General features: G+C 34.7%; 12 protein-coding genes. 6 read left to right on the forward strand and 6 right to left on the reverse strand.

What is annotated here, in order from left to right; genetic code table 11:
• Positions 1 to 7: 7 nt before the first annotated feature.
• From ACTJIP_RS01390 to egtD, 4 genes are read right to left on the reverse strand one after another with little or no spacing between them, the layout of a single operon-like run.
• Entirely contained in the window at positions 8 to 1,573 is a 1,566-nt protein-coding gene (locus ACTJIP_RS01390) for an ABC transporter permease/substrate-binding protein (RefSeq protein ID WP_440704013.1), read from the reverse strand.
• Positions 1,570 to 2,490 (reverse strand): ABC transporter ATP-binding protein, encoded by a 921-nt coding sequence (locus ACTJIP_RS01395; RefSeq protein WP_180564115.1) that lies wholly within the window; start codon positions 2,488 to 2,490, stop codon positions 1,570 to 1,572. Before ACTJIP_RS01395 ends, ACTJIP_RS01390 begins: the two co-directional genes overlap by 4 nt.
• An 8-nt stretch (positions 2,491 to 2,498) precedes the next feature.
• Positions 2,499 to 3,689, reverse strand: a complete 1,191-nt coding sequence (gene egtB, locus ACTJIP_RS01400) for an ergothioneine biosynthesis protein EgtB (protein WP_440704014.1) — start codon at positions 3,687 to 3,689, stop codon at positions 2,499 to 2,501.
• 16 nt (positions 3,690 to 3,705) lie between these two features.
• Positions 3,706 to 4,686 carry an L-histidine N(alpha)-methyltransferase gene (egtD, locus tag ACTJIP_RS01405; protein WP_180564117.1) on the reverse strand — a complete coding sequence of 327 codons (981 nt, stop codon included), beginning with the start codon at positions 4,684 to 4,686 and terminating at the stop codon, positions 3,706 to 3,708.
• A 354-nt stretch (positions 4,687 to 5,040) separates the two neighbouring features.
• Here egtD and ACTJIP_RS01410 point away from each other — a divergent pair, with 354 nt between their 5' ends.
• Positions 5,041 to 7,434: a hypothetical protein gene (locus ACTJIP_RS01410; protein ID WP_440704015.1), complete on the forward strand. Its 2,394-nt coding sequence runs from the start codon at positions 5,041 to 5,043 to the stop codon at positions 7,432 to 7,434.
• Between the two features lie 516 nt (positions 7,435 to 7,950).
• Positions 7,951 to 9,009, forward strand: a complete 1,059-nt coding sequence (locus tag ACTJIP_RS01415; protein ID WP_440704016.1) for a serine hydrolase domain-containing protein — start codon at positions 7,951 to 7,953, stop codon at positions 9,007 to 9,009.
• A 67-nt stretch (positions 9,010 to 9,076) separates the two neighbouring features.
• Here the strand turns inward: ACTJIP_RS01415 and ACTJIP_RS01420 are convergent, their stop codons facing one another.
• Both ACTJIP_RS01420 and ACTJIP_RS01425 read right to left on the reverse strand, forming a co-directional pair.
• The gene (locus ACTJIP_RS01420) at positions 9,077 to 10,219 is read right to left on the reverse strand and encodes a serine hydrolase domain-containing protein (protein WP_440704017.1); all 1,143 of its coding nucleotides are present in this window, start codon (positions 10,217 to 10,219) and stop codon (positions 9,077 to 9,079) included.
• Between the two features lie 235 nt (positions 10,220 to 10,454).
• On the reverse strand, positions 10,455 to 10,976 hold the full coding sequence (locus tag ACTJIP_RS01425; RefSeq protein WP_440704018.1) for a hypothetical protein: 522 nt from the start codon (positions 10,974 to 10,976) through the stop codon (positions 10,455 to 10,457).
• Positions 10,977 to 11,068: 92 nt separating this feature from the next.
• Between ACTJIP_RS01425 and ACTJIP_RS01430 the strand changes: the two genes are divergently transcribed.
• The 4 genes from ACTJIP_RS01430 (at position 11,069) to ACTJIP_RS01445 (ending at position 16,267) form a co-directional block, all read left to right on the forward strand.
• On the forward strand, positions 11,069 to 11,350 hold the full coding sequence (locus tag ACTJIP_RS01430; protein ID WP_105700717.1) for a helix-turn-helix domain-containing protein: 282 nt from the start codon (positions 11,069 to 11,071) through the stop codon (positions 11,348 to 11,350).
• Between the two features lie 237 nt (positions 11,351 to 11,587).
• On the forward strand, positions 11,588 to 12,811 hold the full coding sequence (locus tag ACTJIP_RS01435) for a DNA cytosine methyltransferase (RefSeq protein WP_440704019.1): 1,224 nt from the start codon (positions 11,588 to 11,590) through the stop codon (positions 12,809 to 12,811).
• The gene (locus ACTJIP_RS01440; RefSeq protein ID WP_440704020.1) at positions 12,804 to 15,347 is read left to right on the forward strand and encodes an ATP-binding protein; all 2,544 of its coding nucleotides are present in this window, start codon (positions 12,804 to 12,806) and stop codon (positions 15,345 to 15,347) included. Before ACTJIP_RS01435 ends, ACTJIP_RS01440 begins: the two co-directional genes overlap by 8 nt.
• Positions 15,344 to 16,267 carry a hypothetical protein gene (locus ACTJIP_RS01445; protein ID WP_440704021.1) on the forward strand — a complete coding sequence of 308 codons (924 nt, stop codon included), beginning with the start codon at positions 15,344 to 15,346 and terminating at the stop codon, positions 16,265 to 16,267. The genes ACTJIP_RS01440 and ACTJIP_RS01445 overlap by 4 nt, the downstream gene beginning before the upstream one ends.
• Positions 16,268 to 16,405: the final 138 nt, after the last annotated feature.

Raw genomic sequence — 16,405 nt, forward strand, 5'->3', positions numbered from 1 at the left:
AGGGTCATTATTTTGGATCCAGATAATTTTTCAGGTCTGAAATATTTTTAATTTTAAGTTCATCAGCCTGTTTTTTCCGCATCATCAAAGCATAAGCATTATTAAAACCAAGTGGCTGCAGCCATTCAATCCCGTACTGTTTCTGGAATTCCAGATTGACATAGTCGAACATTTTTTCCGGGCTTTTAGAAACTTCTTCTATCGTTTTTGCCGAAGGTTTCAGCAAAACCAAAAGTCCGGTTCCTGTATATTCGGGATAAAAATCAATCGCATCATTCACCAAAGCATCAAAGCAGATTTTCGTTCCGCCAAGCCCCGTTTTCGTTTCCACTTTATAATCCGTGTAGCCTTCAATGAGCATTTTGTAAATTTCGGTAAGAATATATTGCTCACCAAAAATTTTTGAGCCGATTTTTATGGTTTGGGAATTTCCTTTGCGTGGATTTTTATACAAATGTGTTTTTAATAAAAAATCTTTGGCGATTTTCTCAGGAGTCTGTTTGAGATAATCCGCTTTATAATTCAGATCTGTCATGATTGAATCATTGAATTTCCCAGCTAAAAGATTCAATGTTTTTTCCAGTTCAGGAAACTTTTTCAGAGTTTTTGTTTTGATTACCGGAGCTGCAAAATAAGGCGGGAAAATCTTCTTGTCATCCTCCAGAACATACAAATCAAAAGCTTTGATTCTGCCATCTGTGGAATATCCGCTGATGAGGTCCAGTTCTTTTTCGTAGGCTGCTTTGTACATAATGGCATCACTTACAACCAGCGGATGCGCATCAAGCCCATACACCGAACGAAGTCCCAGATCCCCATCCTGCCGTCCCATAAACTCAGGCGTAAAGCCTGCTTTAAGCTTATGATCCGACACGGAAGTCAAAAGATAAATAATACCGATAATCACCAATACTACAGGAACAATATATTTTAATTTCTTTACGGACTGATAGCTTAATTTCTGCAAAACCGCAATGGTCTGATCTAAAAGAACAGCCAGTAACGCTGCAGGAATTGCTCCGGCCAGAATCATATTGGTATTATTGAGGGAAATTCCGCCAAAAATAAATTCACCCAAACCTCCCGCCGCCACAAATGAAGCTAAAGTTGCCACCCCAACATTGATGACTGCCGCAGTTCTGATGCCCGCAATAATGACAGGCATTGCCAAAGGAAGCTGAACTTTGAAAAGCAATTGTTTTCTATTCATCCCCATTGCTTTTGCGGCTTCAGTGACCGCCGGATCTACTTCCATGATTCCGGTATACGTATTTCTGATAATGGGTAAAAGCGCGTAGATCAGCAGAGCAACAATAGCCGGAGTTGCCCCGATCCCGAAAGCAGGAATCATAAATCCCAGCAAAGCAATGCTCGGAATAGTCTGTAAAATTCCTGCAATTCCCAAAACAGAACCTGATAATTTTCTTTTTCTAGCAATTAAGATTCCTAAAGGCACACCAATAATAATGGCCAGAAACAGAGACAAAAAAGTGAGTCCCAGGTGCTGTAAAATCTGAGTAAGCAGTTTTTCATGCTGCTCTGTGATAAACTGCCAAAAACTTTGTTCACTCATACAGTCTGGAATTTTCGGTATTCATTAAAAGCTTTAATCAGATTTTCATAATCTCCGGAAAGCGAAGTATCTGCACTCAACTGCTGTAATGCATCCCATAAACCTATATTGTCTGAAAACTGAAGCTCTTCATAGAAACGATGACCATCAATCAGAGAAGTCATATCCTTCAATGTAGCCACTTTGTATTCCAGTAAAAGCCGGTTTTTGGCAAAGAAGTTTTTAACAAAATCATTTTGGGGCTGGTACAGCATTTCTTTTGGAGTTCCAGTCTGAATAATCTTTCCTTTATCCATCAGACAAATTTTATGACCTAAATCGAATGCCTCCTGAACATCGTGAGTAACCAGAATAATTGTTTTATTTTTAAGCTCTTCCAGTGATTTGAATTCTGTATGAATATCGCTTTTGGTAATATTATCCAATGCTCCGAACGGTTCATCCATCAACAAAACAGGCGAATCGGCAATCAAAGCACGGGCAATTCCCACTCTTTGCTGCTGGCCGCCGCTTAATTCGTTAGGAAAACGTGTAAGGATCTCTTCTGAAAGATGAAGCTTATGCAATAATTCACGGATTTTACCATCCGTCTTTTTTTTGTCCCATTTCAGTAAATCGGGAATGATTGCTATATTCTGTTGTATAGTATAATGGGGAAATAACCCGGAATGCTGCATGACAAAGCCAATTCCCATCCGTATCTCTTCCACTTTTTGGGACTGAATATTTTTACCGTCAATCAGAATAGTCCCGGAATCCACTTCGATAAGACGATTTATCATTTTCAGCATGGTTGTTTTTCCGCAGCCGCTTGTTCCTAAAAGCACCAAAATTTCCTTATCATTGGCCTGAAAAGAAATAGCATCCACTGCTTTTTTTCCGTTAAAACTTTTTGAAACCGATTCAACTGTAATCATAGGTAAAATTATTGTGCAAGTCTGATTCCGGTAAACTGCCACTGTAAATGAGTCTGGAAAAAGTTCCGATAGGTATTTCTGCTGTGCCCGTGCGGAGTTGCTGCTGAAGCACCACGAAGCACCATTTGATTCACCATAAATTTCCCGTTATATTCTCCTACAGCTCCTGCTTCTTTTTTATATCCCGGATACGGAAGATAAGCAGAATTGGTCCACTCCCAGCGTTTTCCCCATTCCAAATGCGCTGATGCCACTTCCCATTCAGCTTCAGTTGGCAAGCGTTTTTCTTTCCATGAAGCGAAAGCAGAAGCTTCGAAAAAACTGATATGGCAGACGGCTTCCTCCAGGTCGATTTCCTGTAAGCCGTTTAACGTATAATTCATCCATTTTCCATCAATACAATGCCAGTATAAAGGGGATTTTGCATTATTCTGTTTTACCCAATCCCAGCCTTCGGCATGCCAGTGTCTGAAATCTTCGTAACCGCCAGCTTCAATAAATTCTAAATATTCTTTATTAGTCACTAATTGGCTGCAAATCTTAAAATCATTCAGATATACTTTGTGTCTTCCGAGCTCATTATCAAAACAAAAACCTTCACCCTTAAACCCAATTTCATAAATTCCTTCTGGAAAACTTATCATTTCAAAATTTCCAGCAGTTTCTTTTTTTGAAGTATTTTCCTTTTTGTAAGCAGGAAATAAAGGATTGTGACCTAAAATATATTTGATGTCTGTCAGTAACAGTTCCTGGTGCTGCTGTTCGTGGTTTAAGCCCAATTCCAGTAAAGATTCCAGTGATTCAGTAAGATATCCGTTCTGAAGAAATTCATCCATCTTCTGATCTACATATTCACGGTATTTAAAAACATCTGAAACAGAAGGACGGCTCAGATTTCCCCTGTCGGTACGGATTACACGGGCACCGATGGTTTCGTAATAACTGTTGAACACAAAATTATACTGAGGATCAAAAACCTCATATCCCGGAAAATTGGGCTGCAAAATAAAGGTTTCAAAAAACCAGGTTGTGTGGCCTAAATGCCATTTCGGAGGACTCACATCCACGATAGGCTGAACTACGTAATCTTCAATTTCCAGAGGACTGCAGATCTCAACGGAATGATTCCGGATTTCGGAATATTTTTTTATCCAGTTTTTATGAGGATTTGCCTGTACAAGTAATGCATCTTTTTTCATAAAAAATCATTTTAAATTATACCATCCAGATAGAATCTACAAACCAGTTTTTAGTATCTCTAATTTCAACAAGAATATGAAACCCTGAGTCTCCAGCCAGTTTTTTGATATCCTGTTCCGAAAATTTCTGAGAAACCTCCATATCAATCAGCTCATCTTTTTTAAAATGAAACAAATGATTTCCCACATGTACTTCCTGATTATAAAGGCTCACCAAAAAACTTCTGCAGGCTCCTGAAATGGGGTCATAGTTTTGATAGTGCTGAAAATTTTCCACCTTGAAATCAGCTTTCAGTTCCCGGTTGATTCTGGTAAGAAGATTAAGATTGAACGAAGCGGTAATTCCCGCAGGATCGTTATAAGCGGCAAGAATGGTGTTTGGATTTTTCTTGAGGTCAAAACCTACGAGAAACAAATCTCCGGCATTCAGTTTTCTTTTCACTTCATTGCAGAAATGTCTGGCTTCCTCACTTTCCATGTTTCCGATATTCCCGCCTAAGAAAAGGACCACTTTTTTCCTTTTCGAAATACCGGTGGCTTTATCAAGCATATCAAAATACTCTCCTTCCAGGGGTAAGATTTCCAGTTCAGGAAGTTTTTTCTTCAGGTTTTCCTGCAAAACAGAAAGAATATTTCCCGAAATATCAATAGGCATATAGGTGAAATCTGTTCCTTTTTCTACTAAATTTTTGAGAAGGTAAGATGATTTCATCGCATCGCCTGCTCCCAATTCTATCAGATCAAAAGATTCATTGATATTGGAAATCGCTTTTGCTAGTTCTTCTGTTTTATTTTGAAATATGTCCAGCTCACAATTGGTAAGATAATATTCAGGCATGACCATAATCTGCTGGAAGAGGTGGTCTCCTGTTTTGTCATAAAAATATTTTGAAGATAATTTTTTCGGATGAGCAGACAGACCTTTTAAGACATCCGCGCCGAAGTTATCGGAATAATCATTCTTAAGACGATAATTCTGTTTTACCCGCATATTCATAGTTTATATTTTGGTTTGGTTCTTCATTGAATACAACTATCTTGCCGACACCGGAATTACTTCCCGTCCTCTATAAGCTTCTCCAATTCATGTAATTAAAGATAGGTTTTATTTGCGGTTTTTATCCTACCACATCTTATGTTATTGATAAAATACTGAACAGTTGTAAAAGGGTTGTTATCATCAAACCGCTTTATCAGTACCGTTTTTCCGAAAAAATTCTTCTACAGATTTTACTGTTAAAAACCTATCCATTAAAATCTGAAAGAAATACGCCTGAAATTGGGTCAATATCAATTTCCGAATCCTTTAAATGATTACTTTAGCATAGAATTAAAATGCGCTGAGATTTTTATGAAAAATATATTCTGTGTATTGCTTATCTCAATGGTAACGCCTGTACTGGCACAAACCAAATTAGAAAAAGCAATTACCAATCTTGAGAATAATTACGAGCAGGAGAAAGTATACTTACTTACCGACAAATCCCAATATGCCGCTGGTGACAAAATCTGGTTCAAAAGTTTCGTATTTGATGGCTATAACCGTTCTGCATTATCTACTACCCTGTTTGTAGAATTGTACAATTCTGATAAAAAATTAATAGACTGGAAAACGGTACTTCTTACTAATGGGGAAGGCAGCGGAGATTTTCAACTAAAAGAAGACCTTCCTGAACAGGTTTATTTTGTAAGAGCTTATACGCCTTACATGACTAATTTTAACGAAGATTTTCAGATTGTTAAAACACTTCCGGTTTACAACCCAAATTCCACAGAATCATTAGTGATTGCTAAAAGTTCTGATTGGTCTGCAAAAGTGTTTCCGGAAGGAGGAACTTTAATTAACGGGATGCCTACCAAATTTGCAGTAAGATTATCTGCCAGTTCTTTACCGGAAAACTGGACCGGAAAAATAATTGATGTACAAAATCCAAAAACTCCCGTCACTACATTTAAATCTTTTGATAAAAATGTGGCTTCCTTTACAATAACTCCGGCATCCGGAAAAAAATACCAGGCTGTTATCCAGGATAATGCAGGGAAAAGCCAGACCATAGATCTGCCACAAGCTGCAGACAGCGGCCTGAATGTAGAAGTTCACAGCTCTAAAGAAGGGATTAAATATACTTTAAAAGGCGTTAATCTGAAACAACAGCTGCAGGGTTATAAAATTGTAGGACTTATCAATAACCATCTTGCTTACAGAGCAAATATCAACCATTTAACTAATGAGGCATCAAGTCTTATTCCCACAAAAATCAGCAACGGAGCCAACGGTGTTTTGCAATTGGCCATTTTTGATGAGCAGGACAATCTTGTGGCCCAAAGACTTTGCTTTATAAAACCTGGTGATTTAAAGATTGAAAAAGCAGAAATCATAGCTCAGAGCTTAAAACAAACCCCAAGATCTTTCAACAGCATTGATCTTTCTCCGGAGTCTTATTTTAAAAATTATACGGTTGTAGTGAGTGAAGATGACGGCACCTCTACTCCGGAAGAAGAAAATATCCTTAGCGGACTTTGGCTAACGGGAGATTTTACTTCAAAAATAGACAGCCCGGCACAATATTTTTCCAAAAATGCCAATAGTGAAGCTTTGGACGCACTGCTTATTTCCGAAAACTGGAAGAGATTCGACTGGAATTCCGTACTCAGCGGAACTGCCCCTGTCATTAAAACCCAATCTCAGCAATATCTTTCTTACAGAGTAAAACCTATTAAAAACAATGCTCTGCTCATCAACTCTGATGTAAATTTAGTATTGCAATTAGGGAAAAATCAACCGGCTTTTAATCAATTTAAAACAGATCAAAACGGATATGTTTATTTAAATAACCTCAACAATGATGAACCTGTAAATGTTTCATTATTCGTCAATTCTGAAAATAAAGAATCAGGTACTGATAATTTATTCGTCACTGTAGAACCGCTGGTGAATCCTTCAGAATTTAAAGGTAATTTCCCGGGTACAAAATATACACTGGTAAAAGCTGCTAAAAACAAAACCCTTCCTCCGGCAATTTCCAGAGCCATTAATACTCAAAAAAATTATAAAAAAACAGAGGGTAACGATATCCAGATTCAGGAAGTAGCATTGGTAGGAAAAAAGAAAGACCCAAAAGAAGAATTAGATAAGCAGCTCTCCACCGGAATGTTCAGTTCTGTAAATTCTACGGTCTTCGACTTCGTGAATGAAGACCAGCATGCTTCAGGATATACCAACATATTAGACTGGCTGCAGGGAAAAGCTGCCGGATTAACGTTTCAAAGAAATAATTCAGGTGTAAATGTACCCTATATCCGGGGCCAGCAGGCTAAGCTGTATTTAGATGAGGTACTTACTGATCCTACCATGATTTCAAACATGCCTGTTAATAATATTGCGATGGTAAAAATTATTAAAGGCTCAGGATTAATAGGTGATGCCGTAGCCATCTACACCATGAAAGGAAATATGAAGTCCAAAAGTAATGAAAAGGAAGCACCAAAGAACAACTCAGCCATCATCAAAGGATATGACAAACCTTCAGAGTTTCCTATTGAAATGATAAATGATGACGCTCCGGAAAAAATTGAAAATGACACCAGAGAAACTCTTTACTGGAATCCGAATTTATTTGACAGCGATTATGTTCCACCAAGAATTAAATTCTTCAACAACGACAGTGCAAAACAATATAAAGTATTGATCATAAGTTTTGATGAAGATGACCATCTTCTTTATGATCAACAGATTTTGAAATGATAAAAAGAGGCTTTTTCAGCCTCTTTTTAATTTTGAAGCGGGAAGTTGGAGGAAGGAAGTTATGATAGTTATAGAAGTAGCTGTTTGTATTTTTTAAAGAATGATAACTTTCGTCTTTGTCATTACTACGTGAAGTGGATTCCGTTTTTGCTCCCTTAAAATATGATATTGAAATTATAAAATATTGCGTTACATTATTTCATTCTTTCTTATATTTTACAGATTCCTTTTTTTTATCTGTATGTGCTGTCTGTTGCTGGAAATCCTATATAAAGTAGTTTTCAATTCAAAATCTTCTTTCAATACTGCTTTTAAAAAGCATACAGGAAACACACTTATACAATATCGTAACCTACTACAAAACAACACCTCGTAATTACTCGTACTTGCATCTTACATTACCCGAACGCATTTTTCCAGGCCAATGAGGCCGAATACTTTTATTCGGTCGCGTAGAGGTAAGCACTTCCACATCTTTGTATCGAAATCATTTTTAACCATTAAAATAACGATACAATGAAAACTTCATTTACCTTTTTAGCAGTACTATTACTGATGAGTACTTTTACTTTTGGACAGAACATTTTCAAAAAAATAGACTCAATCATCAAAGACAATTATCAGAAAAATCCTAATGTAGCAATCAGTGTGGGGTTTATCAGCAATGATGAAGAATATTATACGGCTTATGGAAAACTGAGCAAAGAAAGTCCTGTTGATATTAATAAGAATTCCATATTTGAAATTGCTTCTATTACTAAAATTCTGACGTCCAATTTAATAGCCCAGGCCGTTATTGAGAACAAGCTAAAACCAGAGGATTATATTGACAATTATCTGCCTAAAGGTTATATTCTACAGAAAAACCTCAAAAACAAAATCAAAATTTCAGATCTGGCTTCTCATCAATCCGGCCTGCCAGATATAGATTTTGCTAAATTAATAGAATTAAATCCGCAGCAGCCTGTAAGCAATGTCACAGAAAAAACCCTGACTTCCATTGTCAACAACTGCAGTGAACTTATTGATTATGGCAAATACCGCTATTCTACGATTGGTTATACGCTGCTGGGACAGATACTGGAAAAGGTATACGGTAAAAGCTATGATGAAGTAATTCGTGAAAAAATAATCACTCCTCTGCAGATGACCAACACTTTGACAAAGGATTTCAATGTAAGGAATATCACAGCAGGTTATAATCCCAATGGCGGTGTTCAGGAATTTTTCAAGTGGAACATTACCGCATCGGCAGGATTGGTAAAATCAAATGCTTCGGATATGCTCACGTATCTGAAAGCGGTTCTTACCAGCGGAAATCCAGTATCTGAAGCCGCACTACTCACTGAAAAGCTTTACTATAAGGATGAAAAAAGAGAAATGGGACTCGGCCTTACCATTAATACTGATGATCAGAATACCATTTACCTGAAGTCCGGCGATTCTATGGGCCAATCTTCTATCATCTGCTACAACAGAGCAAAAAAATGGGGTATAATTATCCTTTTAAATCAAAGAAATTCTAAAATGAGACAAAACCTGCTGAATGAGATCTACGAGAAAGTCCTGAAATAAACCTCCTAAGCCATCATACAAAAATCCAGAAAAGTGTTTTCTGGATTTTTCATTGTACTATTCTGCTTCAGTTTGCTTTTATTCTTTTTGCCCAGCTCTGATAGACAGGATACCAAACCCGATCTCCGTTGGAACCATTACAGAGAATTACAATACTGCTCTTTGTGGGCAAATGCATAAATACGGCAGCACTCCAGCCTTCATTCTCTCCGGTATGTCCTACTGTTTCAAGCCCCTCATAATACATAAACCGATATCCAAGGCCACTTTTTCCCTGGTCAGAAAACGGCAAAATAAATTTCTCCATCAATTGTATGGTTGCCGGTCTCAACACTTTATGCAGTTGGTTGGGCTCATAGTTTAATGACAGTTCTGCGAAATGTGCCAGGTCCAACACTGTTGTCTGCAGCCCTGCAGCAGCCTGTTCTGTAAATATTCTGTTCTTTATAGGCTTACCCGAAGCATCATAAGCTGTTGCAGAATTTTTCATCATTTCTTCCGTCCATTCATAGGTAGTATGATTCAATCCTAAAGGTTTGAATACGTTCTTCTTCATATAATCTGCAAATTTCTCCTTCGTTCTTTCTTCGAGCATAAGCTGTGCCAGTGTATAGCCGCCACCCGAATACTCCCATTTTGTTCCCGGCTCACTGATCAAACGCACGCTTTCCCCATTTCTTTTGGTCTTTCCGGAAAGGGATTCTTCCAAACTCAACAATTTTGTTCCTTGTTCAGAACCTCCATACCCATGTACCGAAAGGCCTGCTGTATGACTGAGAATACGCCTCAGGGTAACTTTTGATATATCATATTGGGAAACAGGCAATTTCCAGCGGTTGAGGTATTGGTCCACAGGGTCATCCAGGTTTACAAGCCCTTTTTCTGTGAGCTGCATGAATCCCCATGCAGATACCATTTTGGAAACAGAACCCACATTAAAAATAGTTTCTGTGGTTACCGGCTTCTGATTTTCTTTATCAGCAAACCCTATACATTGTGTCCACACTATTTTTCCATTCTGAATAACAGCTATAGCTACTCCGGGAACATTGTTATTTCTGGCTGCTTCCAAACCAATCTGCTGAATTTCTGTATAGAGTGAATCCCTTTTTACCTTCTCAACCTCAACAGCGTATTTTGTTCCCGAACAGGAAAGAAGAAATAAAGTAAAAGAAAACCCCAAGATGGATTGTATTATTTTGCCGTTCATTTTCTATTTGTTTACCATATTGACAACTTCAGGAATAATAACATTTGATTTTTACAAAGCCAGTTTTGATGTTTCCTTCACCTTTGTTGCGGTACTAAAAATACAAAGAATATCATCAGTATTATGCTCTGCTTCAGGAGTTTTCTCTTTTTCAGTTAAAAAACATCATTGTATGCTGGTGACCAATACCTGCAAACATAGCAGCTTCACTCTTCCAGCCTCCCGCTTCCCACTCCTACCTCCCTCTCCTTTCAAGAATAAGGTGTGCAGCATCCAACATTTTCAGCAGGTGGATATATGGGTTAACGAGATTTGTTTCCGGAAGCTTATCGTAGGCTCCCATTGAGAAATAAACAATCCCAGACATAAAATAATCAAACTCTTTGACGCTGTATTCTTTGAAAGCTTTTTTAAAGACCAGCAGAGGATTATGGTATTCTTTCTCCGAAAGCAGGCCGAGAAATAATGGAGAAGGATTTTCTACCGCAGTATCAGCCACCCATTTCTTTCCTTCCAAATGGATGAGGTAGCCCGCACGTACAAACGATCGAACCGCCTGATGAAACTGAAAGACTACCGACGGATCTTCATTAATCCAGCTGTTTCGCTTTACGGCGTAACTCATAATGCTGTTTAACTTCTCTTTGGAGACTGCCAGATCATTGAACCGGAAAAAGTTCTCCATCAGTTGTAACCCGGAGCGCTTCTTACCGCCTTTCCAAAGCTGAGGTTCAAAATGTGTGCTTGTCTTTTTCATGTTTGTATTTTTTTATAAATGTAATAAAAAAAACAAAAAGGATACTTATAAGTATCCTAAATTTTAAACCTAATCTTAGAATTTTACAGTTAATGAATGATATCGAACTTAATAACTGTAAAAAAGCTCTTGGTTATAGAATTTCTGAATTAAGAAAGAAAGTTATAAACCCGGAGACCAATAAGCCTATCTCACAAGAAGAACTGGGGTTAAGAACCGGGCATGCAAAAAAGACAATAGGAGAATTGGAACGAGGGAATACTAATCCGCGATATGATACTCTACTCATAATAAGCAAAGAACTTAATGTTACCATACAAGAACTCTTTGATTTCGATATGAAAAAATATATTAAACTATCAAATAAATCCTGACGAGAGTTGGGATTTTTTTGTGTCGAAAATTTAAAAATTTCCGTGAAAATACTGAATCAGGATTTTAAAGTGTTTTTTATTTTTGCTGTTTACGGAAAGCCGTAATGTATAAAAACAAATGTTTTATATTTTTGGCTAGTATTAAATAAAAACATTAATTAATATTTTTATTCTTTCAAAAATTCTTTAGATTATAAAGTTATTAAATACTTTTGTATATTAAACGATTTTTTCAAAATGAAAACTGACAACCTATATATCGACTTATTTGCTGGATGTGGTGGCCTTTCTTTAGGACTACATAATGCAGGTTGGAATGGTTTATTTGCTATAGAGAAAAGTCCAGATGCTTTTAAAACATTAGAATACAACTTAATAAATAAGAAAAAGCATTTTGATTGGCCAGATTGGCTTCCTCAGAAAAATCATGAAATTAATTCTGTCATAGAAACCTATGAGAAAGAATTATTATCTCTAAGAGGTAAGGTTTCACTTATTGCTGGTGGACCTCCATGTCAAGGATTTTCTATGGCAGGAAGAAGAAATGAAACAGATGAGAGAAATGATTTAATTAATTCTTATATTAAATTCGTTGAATATGTTGAACCTAAAATTATTTTCTTTGAAAATGTCAAAGGTTTTACAATGGAGTTTAAAAAAAATAAAGAGAAAGGAATTGCATACTCTTCAGTTGTGACTCAAAAATTAGAAAGTCTTGGATACTATGTCAAAGGTAAATTAGTGAATTTTGGAGAATATGGTGTTCCACAGAAGCGTACAAGATTTATTTTAATTGGAATTAGAAATGATATTGAAAATACTTCTCAAGAAGTAGTTGATAATTTCTTTTTATCTCTCGAGGCGGCATCCTTTAGCTTTTTGAAAAAGAAAGGGCTATCAAAGAATGTTAATTTACAAGATGCCATTTCTGACCTTCTAAAATCAAATGGAACAGTACAATCACCAGATACAAATAGCTTTCATGCTGGTATTTATGGTCACCAGCAGTCATCATACCAGAAATATATGCGAAAATCTATACGTTATCAAATAGCGGATAGCCACAGATTTCCAAAACACTTACAATTAACAACTGATAGATTTAAAGCAATTCTAGAATTGTCTTCTGATAGAAGAAATTTAGATTTATCAAAAGATATTCGAAATCGATATAATTTAAAAAAACACACAATAATACCTTTATGTGCCAATAGTAAAAGTCCCACAATTACAACCCTCCCTGATGATTACATTCATTATTCTGAACCTCGTATATTAACAGTACGAGAATATGCGCGCATTCAATCTTTTCCAGATTGGTATGAGTTTAAGGGAAAATATACCACGGGTGGAAAAAAAAGAACTCAAGAGGTACCAAGATATACTCAAATTGGTAATGCAATCCCCCCATTATTTGCAGAACAAGCAGGAATTATTTTAAGAAATCTATTAAATGAATAAAGAAAAAATAGATAAAGGGTTTTTAAAGTTTGATGTAAAAACTGGAATGAAAAACATCATTGGTAGAGATTTAATTACTGATGATTTTATTGCTATATATGAATTGGTAAAAAACTCATATGATGCTCATGCTAGCCGCGTAAAAATTACTTTTAAAAATGACGAAATTATCATTGCTGATAACGGTAAAGGAATGTCTAAACTAGATTTGGCTGAAAAATGGTTTTCAGTTGCTTATTCGGCAAAAAAAGATGATTCGGAAGACGCTGATTTAAAGAGAGATTCACATCTTAACAACCTAAAATCAAGAAGATTTTATGCAGGAGCTAAAGGAGTTGGTCGTTTTTCTTGCGACAGATTAGGAAGCAAATTAAAATTAGTTACTTCAAAGATCTTGTCAAATCAGGCTTATAAGGTACAAGTTAATTGGGATGAATTTGAAGTTGATGCGAAACAAAGTTTTGGATCAATTAATATTCCATTTGAAGAAATTTCTAATACCTATATTTTTCCCAGATCCTCTAAAAACGGAACTATTCTAAAAATTACAAATCTTAATTCCATATGGAATAAAAATAAACTAAACGAACTTAGAAGATCTTTAGAAAAATTAATAAATCCATTTTCTAAACAAGATGATTTTTCAATAGAAATTGATGCATCAGAAATCATTGATGATCTTTCTTTTCCAAATTCTAATCTAAAAATCAATGGAGTTATTGATAATTCTATTTTAAAAGTTCTAGACTTAAAAACAACTCAAATTGATTTAGTTGTAAAGGACGATTTAATTACTACAAAAATTACTGATAGAGGGGCTTTAATTTATCATATTGAAGAACCTAATATTTATAAATCACTAATTGATAATCTAGAAATTAATCTTTACTTTTTAAATAAAAGTGCTAAAATTAATTTTGGTAAATTAATGGATATAGAGCCAATTAATTATGGGAACGTATTCTTATTTAAAAATGGTTTTAGAGTTCAACCTTACGGAAATGTTGGAGATGACAGTTGGGAATTAGATAACAGAAAACAACAGGGCTATAATCGGTTTTTAGGAACAAGAGACCTATTTGGTTCAGTAGAATTAATTACTGAAAACTTTAATGAGTTTAAAGAAGTTTCCAGCCGAGATGGCGGTCTGGTTGAGACCATTGGTAAAAGAACATTATTTGACTTATTTAGACAAAAGGCATTTTTAAGGCTTGAAAGATACGTAGTGGGTGTACTTTGGGGAGAAGCTTTTAAGAAAAAAAATTATTTTTTAGATGTTGATATTGCACAAAAGCACAGAAAGGAATTATCAGGAGATAAAAACAAAGATATATTTGAAGATGCATTGAATAATTTAGGTAGTAAAATTGATTTTGTTAATTTAATTAAAACATTAAGTGATGATAAAAACATCACGATTATATCATATAACAAAGATTTAGTAAACCTAGTAAATGAAAAGCTAGATATTGTTCAACCTAAATTCATTTCTGATTTAGAAAAAATTGCCGAAAAAACAAATGATAATATTTTATTGAATCAGATTAGATTAACTGAAAATAATTTCAATAAAATTTTAAAGGAGAAATCAGATGCTTTATTAAGAGAGGAACAAGAACGTAAATTACGTTTAGAAGCTGAACAAAAAGCTAAACAAGAAGCTGAAAAAAGAGCTGAAGCTGAACGTAAACAAAAAGATGAGGAAGAAAAAAGAAGAAAGGCCGAATTAGAAGCTAAAGAGAATGAGGTAAAAAGACGCGAAGAAGAAGTAATGCGTAAAGAAGCTGAACAAAAAGCTAAAGAGGAAGAGGAAAATAGAAAAAAAGCTGAACAAAGAGCTGAAAACCAAAAAAGACAAATTGATAGATTCCGATCTGCTGAAACTGTTACATATAAAGATTTAAGAGACTCAAACCATATCATAGGTGTTTATGCGGACGATATTTCTAAGAAAATTCAACTTTTTAAAAGAAAACTTGATAAAAATAATAATCTATCAAAAAGTGTCATTATTGATTTTCTTCAGGGAATAAGTCTAGTAAATGAAAAAATAAATACAATAACTAAATTTACAACTAAGTCTAATTTTTTAGAAGCGACATTATCCGCAAATGAGGATATTGTACATTATATAGAGAATTATGTACTCAATATATATGGAGCATTACATAAAGAGCTAAAATATCAAATAATTACTAATAATATTAAGTTTGAAAAAAGTTTTCAACCAATTGAGTTATCAGTAGTTTTAGATAATATCTTAAATAATTCTAAAAAGAAAAATGCATCTAAGGTAATTTTTGAATTTCACAAAATTGAAAATAACTTAAGCTTATCAATAAAAGATGTAGGCAAAGAGCTTGATAAATCAATTCTTGCTGAGCTAATCTTTGATGAAGGAGTAACTTCTACTAAAGGTGCTGGTCTAGGACTAAACCATGTTAAAAGATTACTTGAGCAATATTTCAATGCAACTATCAAATATAATCCTGAATATAAAAAAGGATTTGAATTAATAATAACTTTTACTAAATGAAACTAAATTACTATTTATTATGGGTTGAAGATGATGACTCATGGTTTGAAACAACTTCGGAATTGTTCAAAGAGACTATAATTGATTACGGTTTTAGTCCAGTAATTGAGAGAAAGGTAAGTTTAAATGAAGTAGTAGAAGAAATTGTAGCTTCCAATTTGAAAAAATATGACATACTATTAATTGATTTCAATTTAAAAGATTCTAAATCTGGAGATTCCATTATTGACTTTTTAAGGGATAAAGATGTTTACACTGATATTGTTTTTTATTCAAGTGACAAGAGTTTAATTTTAGAGTCTGTCAGCAAGCATCAATTTGAAGGTGTTTATCACTCTGATAGGAAAGAGATCGAAGATAAATTTGAAAAAGTTTTTAAAACAACAATTAAAAAGATAGAGGAAATAAATTCAATGCGAGGATTAATAGTTGGAGAGACATCAGAATTAGATGCACTCATAGAAGAACATCTATTAGTATATATTCAAAAACCTTATATTGATAGTTTTGATTGTGATAAATTTTTAAAGACTGAAATTTTTGATAGTTCTCAGAAAAGACTCGAAAACTTGAAGACTTCTTATTCTGAAAAGGGAATCAGTGAAGTATTCAAATCTTTCGATGCTATAAAAAAATGGAAATTACTTAGAGCGATTTTAAAAAAGAATCTGGATAAGGATCAGTACATTACAGAATTTTTAGATGCAAATAAAGAATACAATGATGAGGTAATCGATATCCGAAATAAATTTGCTCATGCACAAGTTATTGTATTAGAAAATGGAAGAGAAGTTTTAAAATCACAATTTGGAGATGATCATTTTGAATTTGGAGAAAATGAATTCAAAAGAATTCGCGAAAAATTAATTCTTCATAGAGAATCATTATTAAAATTAAAACAAGCTAAATCATTCTCCTAGTAATCAACTTCTGAGATTATATTTTAAGCGACCAACAACGAAAACAATGTAAAATTTGTAATCTTTACTAAGAGTATTCAAATATTTCCACAAGAATTGTTTTTTTACACTACAAATACTATCTTAAAAAATAATATC

Source organism: Chryseobacterium sp. 22543, from assembly GCF_052044565.1.
In the GTDB taxonomy this organism is placed as follows: domain Bacteria; phylum Bacteroidota; class Bacteroidia; order Flavobacteriales; family Weeksellaceae; genus Chryseobacterium.

What these genes read in the sequence shown, in the direction of transcription:
- ACTJIP_RS01435 (WP_440704019.1), top strand. Translation starts at nt 11,588, where the DNA reads ATGAAAACTGACAACCTATATATCGACTTATTTGCTGGATGTGGTGGC.
- ACTJIP_RS01440 (WP_440704020.1), top strand. Translation starts at nt 12,804, where the DNA reads ATGAATAAAGAAAAAATAGATAAAGGGTTTTTAAAGTTTGATGTAAAA.
- ACTJIP_RS01415 (WP_440704016.1), top strand. Translation starts at nt 7,951, where the DNA reads ATGAAAACTTCATTTACCTTTTTAGCAGTACTATTACTGATGAGTACT.
- ACTJIP_RS01425 (WP_440704018.1), bottom strand. Translation starts at nt 10,976, where the DNA reads ATGAAAAAGACAAGCACACATTTTGAACCTCAGCTTTGGAAAGGCGGT.
- ACTJIP_RS01390 (WP_440704013.1), bottom strand. Translation starts at nt 1,573, where the DNA reads ATGAGTGAACAAAGTTTTTGGCAGTTTATCACAGAGCAGCATGAAAAA.
- egtD (WP_180564117.1), bottom strand. Translation starts at nt 4,686, where the DNA reads ATGAATATGCGGGTAAAACAGAATTATCGTCTTAAGAATGATTATTCC.
- ACTJIP_RS01410 (WP_440704015.1), top strand. Translation starts at nt 5,041, where the DNA reads ATGAAAAATATATTCTGTGTATTGCTTATCTCAATGGTAACGCCTGTA.
- ACTJIP_RS01445 (WP_440704021.1), top strand. Translation starts at nt 15,344, where the DNA reads ATGAAACTAAATTACTATTTATTATGGGTTGAAGATGATGACTCATGG.
- ACTJIP_RS01395 (WP_180564115.1), bottom strand. Translation starts at nt 2,490, where the DNA reads ATGATTACAGTTGAATCGGTTTCAAAAAGTTTTAACGGAAAAAAAGCA.
- ACTJIP_RS01420 (WP_440704017.1), bottom strand. Translation starts at nt 10,219, where the DNA reads ATGAACGGCAAAATAATACAATCCATCTTGGGGTTTTCTTTTACTTTA.
- egtB (WP_440704014.1), bottom strand. Translation starts at nt 3,689, where the DNA reads ATGAAAAAAGATGCATTACTTGTACAGGCAAATCCTCATAAAAACTGG.
- ACTJIP_RS01430 (WP_105700717.1), top strand. Translation starts at nt 11,069, where the DNA reads ATGAATGATATCGAACTTAATAACTGTAAAAAAGCTCTTGGTTATAGA.